Source organism: Streptomyces sp. NPDC050388, assembly GCF_040655635.1.
Lineage (GTDB): Bacteria > Actinomycetota > Actinomycetes > Streptomycetales > Streptomycetaceae > Streptomyces.
In genome coordinates, this window is record NZ_JBFAKH010000151.1 from 1 (window position 1) to 9,331 (window position 9,331).

The window sequence follows — 9,331 nt, forward strand, 5'->3', positions numbered from 1 at the left end:
TACCCCGCTCCACGGATGCACACCCCGCATAACGGCGCGACGCTCAGTCCGTCACCACCAACTCAATGAACCTTCAAACAACGGCATTGGGTGCCGGGTGGAAGGTGACACACCGTGACCTCAAGGCCGGTCTCGGCAGCGAGGTTGGCGAGCTGGGTCTTCCAGCCGCGGGTGCGGTAGCCGTTGGAGCCCCCGCCGTCGGCGGTGATCAGTAGCCGGCGGGCGCGGGGGTAGTCGTGCCGGCCGCATGCCTGCCACCAGCGCCGGATCGAGGCGACGGCGAACGCCGCGGTGTCGTGATCGGTGCCGACGCTGACCCAGCCGGTGTTCGCCGCCATGTCATAGATTCCGTACGGAATCGCCTTCTCGGCCTGGCCGGGGAAGTCGTGCGTCTTGACCCTCACAGGCTGCCCTGCGGGCTGCCATTCCTGCCCGGCGTTTTTGTAGTCGCCGATCAGTTCCTTCTTCTTGCTGTCCACGCTGATCACCGGGTCACCGGCGTCCCTGTGGTCTCGTGCCTGCTCGTTGAGGTAGCGGAACTGGGCGTCCCTGTCGGGGTGCTGAGCACCTTCGATGGTCTTGGCGTTGGCCTGCAGACTGAAGCCTTCCTCCCGCAGCAGGCCGGCGACCGTGTCGGCGGAGACCCGGTGGCCCTGCCGGGTCAGCGCCGCTGCCAGCTTCCGGGTCGACTTCGTCGTCCAGCGCAGCGGCGACATCGGATCGCCCCGCTCGTCGGGCTCGACCAACGCAAGCAGCGCCGGCCGCAGCCCCGGATCAAGGTCCACAGCCCTCTTTCGGCCCCCACCAGGACGACGGATCCGCCCCGCCAGAACCTGACCAGACTCCAGTTCAGCCGCTCCGCGCGAGACCGTACCCTCCCGAACCCCGGCCGCGGCAGCGACGAGCCTGATCCCACCATGCCCCAGCGACAGCGCTTCCGCCCCCATGGCCAGCCGACGCTGACGCTCGTCCAGATGTGGCAACAACGCCTGGAACTTCGCCGCCAGGACGTCCTCGATCCCCTCCGGTCTCCCCATACCAGAACAACGAGCCCCACGGCTGGAAGCCACGACTTGATTCCCGGCAAGCCCTAAGACCAGGATGGCGCCACCTCCGCCGACCGCCACGACGACCGGGCCGCTGATCCTCCGGTGGTGCCCACGGACGTACATGCCGTCCGCGCGGCGATAGCCCCGTACCCGCGTCATCTGGCCCACCGAGGTCGGCTGAGGCCGGGCACCGGTCACCCGACGAGGGGCGGTGCATTGTACGGAAAGATCGGAAAATGGGTAGCGCAGGTTGGGTTTTCTGTCCGGGTTCCAGTCGTTGTTTCCAACGGATGCCGGGCTCTCTAGGTGGTAGAGCGATGGCGACGTGGACGCAGGGAGGGCTCACGGATGAGCGGGCAGATAGATCAGTGGACGGTACTACTCATGCTCATTGGCTGCGGCACCGTGTACGTCGCCTTCGAGCACCCCTCGTTCGGCACCGCCCTCATGGTGGGTGTCGGTGTGGTGACACTGATGCATCTGCTGATGAAGGAGCGCTGACCTGCCTTCCGTTCGCCTGCGCTCAAGAGCAGGCCGGCCGCGCCCGCGCCCGCCAGCTCCGGGACGAGGACGAGCTGTCCTACCGCGAGATCGACGCCGTACTGGATGCCGAGGGCATCCGCCCGAAGCGTGGGGAGCGCTGGCACCCGGAGACCGTCCGCCGGATACTCGCCAACGCCACCGACCGGCCGCGAACCCTGCGCGAGCGCGAGCGCACCGCTTAACTGGGCAGGCCCAAGAGCACGGCCACGGTGGGCGGTTTACATGGCCAGCCGTCCGCCGACTGACCCTCTCGCCGTTGTGCGCGTCGCACAGGCCGGCGGGGAGGGGAGGGGCGGCGGGCCGGGGTCCGGAGTGCCGTCTGCCCGGACGGAGTCGGGTCGCCCGCCGCACTGCCGCCGTCCCGTACGCGCGAGCGTGAGCAGACCGCACCGCCCGCCGTGGTCGCGGGGGAGCAGCAGCTGCCGCGAGGTGGCCGGGCCCGTCGTGGGCGCTCCGCTCAGCGAGCCACCGCCATGGTGACCGGTCCGGCGGACCCGCCGCCGTGGCGGACGCGCCGGCGCCCGGGTGACCACGCTGGAGACCCGCGTGGACGAGCTGCGGGACAAGCTGGACGAGGCCCGGGACAAGGTCCGCGAGGCAAAGGACCGGGCCTGCACGGCGGAGGAGACCGCCCGGGGCAGGAAGTAGCAGGGCTCCCCCGCCAGTCGCCGATTGGCGACTGGCCCCCCCCCGCACAGCAGAATGGGCCCTCAAACGAGGGCCCATTTCCAGCGCCGGGGCAGGCGTCAGCCAGCCGCCATGCCCGCGTCGACCGGCAGGGCGTGCCCGGTGATGTGCTTCGACACGTCGGAGGCCAGGTACAGGAACGTCTGGGCGACGTCCTCGGGATTGATCAGCACGCCGGTCGGGTGCAGTGCGGCCGCCTCCGGTTCGGTGAACATGCCGGCGTTGATCGCCTGGTCGAGCAGCGCGGTGCGGACGACACCCGGGCACACGGCGTTGACGCGGATGCCCTGCTTGACGTACTCGATGGCCGCCGTGCGCGTCAGGGCGACCACGCCACCCTTGGCCGCCGAGTAGTCAGCGATGCCCAGCGGCAGGCCGACCATCCCGGCGATGGAAGCCATGTTTACGATCGTGCCCCCGCCCTGGGCCAGCATCTGGGTGATCTCGGCCTTCATGGACAGCCAGACACCCTTGAGGTTCACCGAAACCGACTTGTCCCACGTCTCTTCGGTGAGCTCGTGCAGCGGCGCGCCGCCCTGTTCCTCGATGCCCGCGTTGTTGATCGCGATGTCCAGCCTGCCGTAGGCGGCAACGGTCGCCTGGACCGCCGCCTCGAGGTCGGCCGCCGAGGTGACGTCCGCCCGAACGAACTGCGCTTCCCCGCCGTCCTTGGTGATCGTGGCGGCCGTTTCCTTCCCGCCGTCCTCGTTGATGTCGGCGATCACAACCTTGGCGCCCTGCGCGGCGAACAACTGCGCGATCGCGGCGCCGATGCCCTGCGCCGCACCGGTGATGAGCGCGCTCTTGCCCGCCAGTAATGAATCCACCATGTGCCTTTCGACTCCTTGTCGGGGATGAGGGGTACCTCGCACACCCCTCTGGAAGAGAAATTCCGGTCAGCGAACCGGACGCGCCACCGACCGGGGGCGCGCATATCCATGAAGGTAACCCCGCCACTGGCAGTCCTGTGCCACCAAATCCGTTCCGTGGCAAAAGAGTTGGGACTTTCACGCAAGTCACCGCAGGTCAGGCCAGGAGGTAACAGTCACGCCGGGTAGAGCGTGAACGCCTCCCCGCGCTGAGTACGCACCACAGTGAAGTGGCGCCGGTCGAGCGTGGTGACGCGCAGCGTCTTGACCCGCTCGGCGACCGCGACGACCGAGGTGTCGGTGCCGCCCAGCGGCAGACGGGCGTATTGGCGGACCAGCTCCGCCATGCGCTGCAGGTCTTCCGGCATCAGGCTGGTGACCGTGCCGAACGCGCCGGCCGCCAGATCCTTGAGGTACACGGCCTCCGCCGCCGGACCGCTCGATCAGATAGCAGGCTTCCGCCACCACGGTGACAGGGACGACCAGGTTCCGGCTGGCTTCATGCGTCCTCAGGAAGGTAGGCGGTGGAGAGAGGTTCGTCCCCGAAGACGAGCGCCTCGGCTCCGTCAGGCAGTGCGAGGACTCCAACGAGATCCATCACCTCGCAGGCCCGGTCGTAATCGCCCTCCGTTCCCGACCAGGGGCCTGTCGGGGAACAAGTGGATGCTTCCCAGCCGTACCACCACAGTCCAGAGCGGTACCGACGAACTGTTTGTTCACCGACGGGCCCGGTGCGGCAGCGCGGAGCGTGGAACCACGATGAACGGGCTGCCCTCCGTCTCCAGCCACGTCAAGGACATGCCGTCTCCAGCTTCAGGGTCTCAGTTCCGTGGCGACAGCGTATGTGGGGAGTGCCCCGAGCCCCTGGCCCGCTACCCCAGGGGCTCGGGGGTAGCACTGATGGTGATCCGACCGTACGGAGCGCCCGAGGGGTGAGGTGTCAGGTCATCACCGCGCAGCTTTGGCGTCCAAGGCGTAGCAGCCCCCTCGCTGTTGCCGTACCTCTCCGGATTCATGGGGTAGTTGATGGTCTTCGACTCGTGCGCGGCGAGGGTGAACCTTGCCGGTCTGCCGTTCCCGCCCACAAGCGTCACGCCGTCAACCTGCGGCGAGAACGTCTCTTCCTTATCTCCGTTGTTCACGAACCGGATCTGGGCGACGCGGCCGGGCAGCATCGAAGAACTTCCCTCGGGTTGGTACAGCTGGGTTTGTGAGCAGTCGACGACTGAGGCTGTCACCGGCCCGTCTTCCTGTCCGCCGGAGAACGCGTACACGCTGCTCACGATCGCCAACCCCAAGCCCGCTCCCACTGCGGCCATCAGCCAGTCGTGGCGCCGCCAGGGGGGCGGGTGTATGCGTCGCATCCAAGACTGCTGGTACGTGGGCACGGGGCGTGCACCGGCTGGATGATCTTCCTGTGCGGCGGCCCACCCCTCGATGCAGATGTCGATACAGGCCGCACAGGTCGTTTGCTCTGGCTCCTCCACCCTGGGCGCCGAACGATGGATCGGCGCGTCACATATCGCGACAACATCGCCTTCGAGAGCGATGTGCACGGGTTCTCCCATGGCTCCTTGCCCCCTCTACGACAGCTACCGCCCCGGATGAACCTACGACTGAACAGCCCAGAGCATCGTAAAGGAGTTCAAGTGACCAACTGGTCCTGGCTGCGGGTCGGATGGCTCGCGGCCTTCGCTGGAGTCGCATCCCCAGAGGCTCCCGGGGCCTGGCGGTCCTGGCCGTCCGTAACCGCGTCAAACGCTGACCCAGCCCGCCCACGGCCAAGGGTCGGCAGAACGCCGCAGCGACCGAACACTGAAGCAACCGGTGCGGCCGAACCCGCCATGGAGGCCAACCGGAATACGCCGGAAACGTGCCGCAGGCCGCTGTGATCAACCCCGACGGCGAGCGGCGGGGTCGTGCTCAGCGACGTGCCGGGCGACCGCGTCGACTCCGGGGCGGGCGTAGCGTTCCAGGGACCGTACGGAGGCGTGGCGGGAGCGGGCCGGCAGCATCGGCGTGGACGTGCCGTTCTCCGCGTCGTGCGTCAACGCACTGTGCCTCAGCCGGTGCAGTGTCCACCCCTCCAGGTCCTTGATGTCCTCGGGCCGGGCGAGCGGGTTGGCCGGCAGCCGGGTGGACTCCTCGAAGATCTCCTCCGCCCTGCGGTAGGAGAGCCGGGCCCGACCGGTCTCCGGGCACACCTCCAGCGTCGGCGTCCCGGCCGGGGCCCTGCGCCCGGTGAGGAACAGCGGCCCGCGGGTGCGGCCGGCGATCAGGCGGGGCAGGAGCTGGGCGGTGCCGGACTGCCAGTGGATCCACTCCGTCGCCCCGCCCTTGGCGGTGATCTTGCCACGCTTGTCCTGCGGGTACAGGTCCTCCACGTTCAGGCACCGCACCTCGTCGGCTCGGGCCGCTGATTCGTAGAGCATCTTCCAGAAGGTCTTCTCCCGCAGCGGCGCGTCCAGCCGCCACAGGGCGGCGATCTGGTTCGCGGCCAGGGCCTTGGTGCGGTCCGGCGGGGCTGGGCGCCGCTCGATGCCGATCGTCGGATCGCCCTCGATCCAGCCCTGGCGCTGCCACCAGCCGATCGCCCTGCGCGCGATGGACAGCTCCCAGTTGACGGTGTCGGCGTCCATCTCGTCCGCCCGCGCGGCGGCCAGCTCGGCCAGCACCTGCGGCAGCGCCGGGGCGTCGATGACGGAGACGGGGACGGCGGGCGGCTTCGCGCCCCGGCGGGCCCAGCCGGTCGGCGCCGGCTGCCCGGCGACCATCCACCCCCACGTCGTCAGCGAGATCCGGTAGATCCGCGCGGAGGACTTCGCGATCCCGGCTCCGGTGAGGTACCGCTCGGCCGCCGCGGTGTACGTGGCCGGAGGGGCGGACAGGGGCACCACCCGGGCGCGCGGCACACGCAACGCGCCCCCGCTCCCGAGTTCGGTCACCGGTTCGATCGACACCCGCCCACTCCTCCCGGGCTCGCCGTCGCAGTACATGCGTACACCTCACCCTGGTGGCGAGAAACTCCCGCCGCAGGTCGCGATGATCACGGTAGAGGCTCCGCCGCAGTAAATCCGGTATTTACTGCGGTAGTTCTTCCGGTCCTCGCTGGGCGGCCGCGGTGAGCTGGGCGGCCAGATCCTTGAGCGCCTGCCGTAGTTCGTCGGGATGGTGAATGGTGAAGGGCCACTCCAGGGAGGCGAGCATGTGGGCCATGCCGTCCAGCCGTTCTGCCCACGCGTGCATCAGGACGCCGGTGGGCTGGGCGGTGAGGGTCACCGCTGAGCGAGGCAGCCGGCGGGCGATCTCATCGAGGGGGCCATGGATCGTCACCTCGACCCGCCAGCGGTAGGGCCCCTGGGCGAGGGTCGAGGTCAGGTGGGCGACGGGGTCGAAGCCGTCGGGTGCGGTGAAGCGGTCGGCTCGGGGGGTGACGGAGGTGATGCGGTCGATGCGGAAGGTACGCAGGCTGTCGCGGAGGTGGTCGTGGCCGACGACGTACCAGCGGCCGGTGTGGAAGACCACGCCGTAGGGGTCGATGTCGCGTTCGGTGTGTTCCTGGCGCCAGGACTGGTGGTGGATGCCGACGGTCGTGTGGGCGCGGGAGGCCTGGGCCAGTGCCAGCAGGACGCTGGTTCCGGGTGCCTGCCCGATCACGGCGTTGGCGGTGAAGGACAGGGTCTCCCGCATGTCGGCGAGCGGTTCGCGCAGGGCGTGCGGGAGCACCCGCTCGATCTTGGCCAGGGCACCGGCATTGGCCGGCGCGGCAGTGCCCATGCCCAGACGCTCTGCGGCGAGCAGGCCAAGAACGACGGCGAGGGCCTCGTCATTGGTGAGGACCAGAGGTGGCATGCGGTAGCCGCGGGCCAGTCGGTAGCCGCCGTAGCGGCCGCGTTCGGCCTCCACGGGGATGCCCAAGTCGCGTAGGTGGGCCGTGTAGCGGCGCACGGTGCGGACGTCGGTGTCCAGGCGGTCGGCCAGCTCCGCCCCGGTGAGCCGGGCGTTGGACTGGAGGAGTTCCAGCAGGGTCAGCACACGGGTCAGGGGATGCGACATGGATCACTCGGCATTTCAGGGCGGATTCTGTCCTGTATCAACTTTACGCTCCCCGCAGCACCTACTTCTGGGAGATCACATGGCCACCTTCGTACTCGTTCCCGGCGCCTGGCTCGGGGCGTGGGCCTGGGAAGACACCGCCCGCGCTCTGCAGGAGCGCGGCCACACGGCGCTGCCGCTGACACTGACCGGCCTGGCCGAACACGCCGACCAGGGCGGACCCGAGACGGACCTGGATGCGCATATCGCTGACATCGCCGGCTTCATCGAGCGGAACGATCTGCGCGACGTCACGCTGGTCGCCCACAGCTATGCGGCTGCCCCGGTCACCGGGGCAGCCGGACGTCTCGGCGACCGGCTGGAGCGCGTGATCTACGTGGACAGCGCCCCGTTCGCCGCAGGCATGTGCATGCTCGACCTCATGCCACCGCAGGCAGCGGACCAGCTGCGCCGGCAGGTCGACGCGTCTGGCGACGGGTGGCGGCTACCGATGCCGCCGTTTGAGGTCCTGGGCTTGTCCAGCAGCCTCGACGGGCTCGATGAGGGCCAGCGGGACGCTCTGCGCTCGCGTGCCACCCCTCAGCCATTTGGCGCCTTCACTCAGCGTCTCGACGGCCCGGCCGAGCCCGGTCCCGGTGTGGACCGTGTCCTGATCGCGTGCAATGACTTCACGGGGCTGCTGAATGCCGGGGTGCCGATGCTGGCCTATCTGAACCAGCCGCCGTGGCGGCGCTTCGACCTGCCCACCGGGCACTGGCCGATGCTGTCCGCGCCCGCCGAACTCGCCGACATCCTCGACAAGGCCGTCTCCTGACCGCGCCGGATGAGAGGCACAGCCCGATGCATGACCACGAATGGCGTTGTCAACTTGGGGGGTGATCCGGGGCCGGGCGGGTCGGGGCCGGGCGGGAGCGGGGGTGGTGCTGTGGTCAGGCTGGTGTGGGCAGGTCAGTGACGTCGTTCCAGGTGGTGAAGCGGCGGGTCATCCCGGCGCGGTAGTCAGGGGCGGTGAGGTGGTGACGGCGGGCCGGAAGCGCGGTGAAAAAGCGCTGAAGACCGACGGGAAGCGCTGGGCTCCGCCCGCGGAGCGGAACCCTTTCACGGCGCGTTGGCGTTGCCGCGTCGGGTGGTGGGAGTTTTCCGCCCGGGTGTTCAGATACTTCGACTGCCGGTGCTCCACCGACCGCATCAGCTCACGGTGGGTGACGCCGTAGCCGCGGAGCTTGTCGGTGACCAGCACGCGCGGCACTCGGCACTGCTTCTTCATCAGCTTGGTCAGGAATCGCTTGGCGGCCTGGGTGTCCCGGGTGCTCTGGACGAGGATATCCAGGACGTTGCCGTCCTGGTCGACCGCCCGCCACAGGTACTGCCGCTCGCCGTTCACCTTGGTGAAGACCTCCTCCGGATGCCATGCGTCCCCGGCCAGGGGTCGGCGCCGCCGCAGCTCGCGGGCATAGGCCGGGCCGAACTTCACGTACCACTGCCGGATCGTCTCGTAGGAGACGGTCACACCCCGGGCGAGCATCAGTTCCTCCGCCTCGCGATAGCTCAGGGGGAAGCGGTGGTAGAGCCACACGCAGTGAGCGGCGATTTCCGCCGGGAACCGGTACCCCTTGTCCGCCGGTGACACGGCACCCCTCCCGACGGCCAAGGACTCGAGAATCGTCCCAGGCACTCGACGTGTCAGCCAAGTTGACAACACCAAGCATGCTGCTGCTCACCGACCGGAACTTCTCCGGCGACGAGTTCTTGAACGACGTCGCCGACACCGGTGCCCAGCTCCTGACACGGCTCACCTACCACCGCCGCCCGGCCGTGATCTCCGTACTGCCGGACGGTTCCTACCTGACCCGGCTGCGCGGCCGCACCTTCCGGATCATCGAGGCCGACGTGACAGCGAACTGCGCCGACGGCGAGACCGAGCCGGTGACCATCCAGCCGGGCGTATGGGTCTCCAACACCAAGACCCCGCCGTGACAAACTCAGCCAAGAACAGCGGGCCGCGCTGCGGAAGCGGGTGTGTCAATTTAACGGCCCTGTCTCACTTTCGGTGGTGACGGAGCGTGTCGTTATCCGAGGAGGATGCGGTGGCGAAGAAGGGTGAAGCCTGCTCGTCCGTGCATCTGG

Annotated in this window: 9 protein-coding genes and 3 pseudogenes; 4 read left to right on the top strand and 8 right to left on the bottom strand. The window is 68.9% G+C overall.

Features of this window, described 5'->3' with window-relative positions; genetic code table 11:
• Positions 1–89 precede the first annotated feature (89 nt).
• A pseudogene (locus AB0I73_RS38740) lies at positions 90–1,037 on the bottom strand (ISAzo13 family transposase); the annotation flags it as partial.
• Positions 1,038–1,397: 360 nt separating this feature from the next.
• Here AB0I73_RS38740 and AB0I73_RS38745 point away from each other — a divergent pair.
• Both AB0I73_RS38745 and AB0I73_RS38750 read left to right on the top strand, forming a co-directional pair.
• The gene (locus AB0I73_RS38745) at positions 1,398–1,550 is read left to right on the top strand and encodes a hypothetical protein (protein WP_363045098.1); all 153 of its coding nucleotides are present in this window, start codon (positions 1,398–1,400) and stop codon (positions 1,548–1,550) included.
• Positions 1,551–2,117: 567 nt separating this feature from the next.
• Positions 2,118–2,240 (top strand): hypothetical protein, encoded by a 123-nt coding sequence (locus AB0I73_RS38750; RefSeq protein ID WP_363045099.1) that lies wholly within the window; start codon positions 2,118–2,120, stop codon positions 2,238–2,240.
• 98 nt (positions 2,241–2,338) lie between these two features.
• Here the strand turns inward: AB0I73_RS38750 and AB0I73_RS38755 are convergent, their stop codons facing one another.
• The 6 genes and pseudogenes from AB0I73_RS38755 to AB0I73_RS38780 all read right to left on the bottom strand — a co-directional run bounded on the left by AB0I73_RS38755 (position 2,339) and on the right by AB0I73_RS38780 (position 7,204).
• Positions 2,339–3,109 carry a glucose 1-dehydrogenase gene (locus tag AB0I73_RS38755; protein WP_363045100.1) on the bottom strand — a complete coding sequence of 257 codons (771 nt, stop codon included), beginning with the start codon at positions 3,107–3,109 and terminating at the stop codon, positions 2,339–2,341.
• Between the two features lie 215 nt (positions 3,110–3,324).
• On the bottom strand, positions 3,325–3,567 hold the full coding sequence (locus tag AB0I73_RS38760; RefSeq protein ID WP_363045101.1) for a hypothetical protein: 243 nt from the start codon (positions 3,565–3,567) through the stop codon (positions 3,325–3,327).
• An 89-nt stretch (positions 3,568–3,656) separates the two neighbouring features.
• Positions 3,657–3,779, bottom strand: a pseudogene (locus AB0I73_RS38765) (Imm21 family immunity protein); the annotation flags it as partial.
• 241 nt (positions 3,780–4,020) lie between these two features.
• Positions 4,021–4,716, bottom strand: coding sequence for a hypothetical protein (locus AB0I73_RS38770; RefSeq protein WP_363045102.1), 696 nt, complete (start codon positions 4,714–4,716; stop codon positions 4,021–4,023).
• Positions 4,717–5,040: 324 nt separating this feature from the next.
• Complete coding sequence (locus AB0I73_RS38775) at positions 5,041–6,108, bottom strand: tyrosine-type recombinase/integrase (RefSeq protein ID WP_363045103.1); 1,068 nt, start codon at positions 6,106–6,108, stop codon at positions 5,041–5,043.
• Between the two features lie 121 nt (positions 6,109–6,229).
• On the bottom strand, positions 6,230–7,204 hold the full coding sequence (locus tag AB0I73_RS38780) for a YafY family protein (protein ID WP_363045104.1): 975 nt from the start codon (positions 7,202–7,204) through the stop codon (positions 6,230–6,232).
• 79 nt (positions 7,205–7,283) lie between these two features.
• Here AB0I73_RS38780 and AB0I73_RS38785 point away from each other — a divergent pair, with 79 nt between their 5' ends.
• On the top strand, positions 7,284–8,018 hold the full coding sequence (locus tag AB0I73_RS38785) for an alpha/beta fold hydrolase (RefSeq protein WP_363045105.1): 735 nt from the start codon (positions 7,284–7,286) through the stop codon (positions 8,016–8,018).
• 115 nt (positions 8,019–8,133) lie between these two features.
• On the opposite strand, the pseudogene AB0I73_RS38790 reads toward AB0I73_RS38785, so the two are convergent.
• Positions 8,134–8,834: pseudogene (locus tag AB0I73_RS38790) on the bottom strand (IS6 family transposase).
• A gap of 77 nt (positions 8,835–8,911) precedes the next feature.
• Here AB0I73_RS38790 and AB0I73_RS38795 point away from each other — a divergent pair.
• Positions 8,912–9,181, top strand: a complete 270-nt coding sequence (locus tag AB0I73_RS38795) for a hypothetical protein (RefSeq protein WP_363045106.1) — start codon at positions 8,912–8,914, stop codon at positions 9,179–9,181.
• The last annotated feature ends 150 nt before the right edge of the window (positions 9,182–9,331 follow it).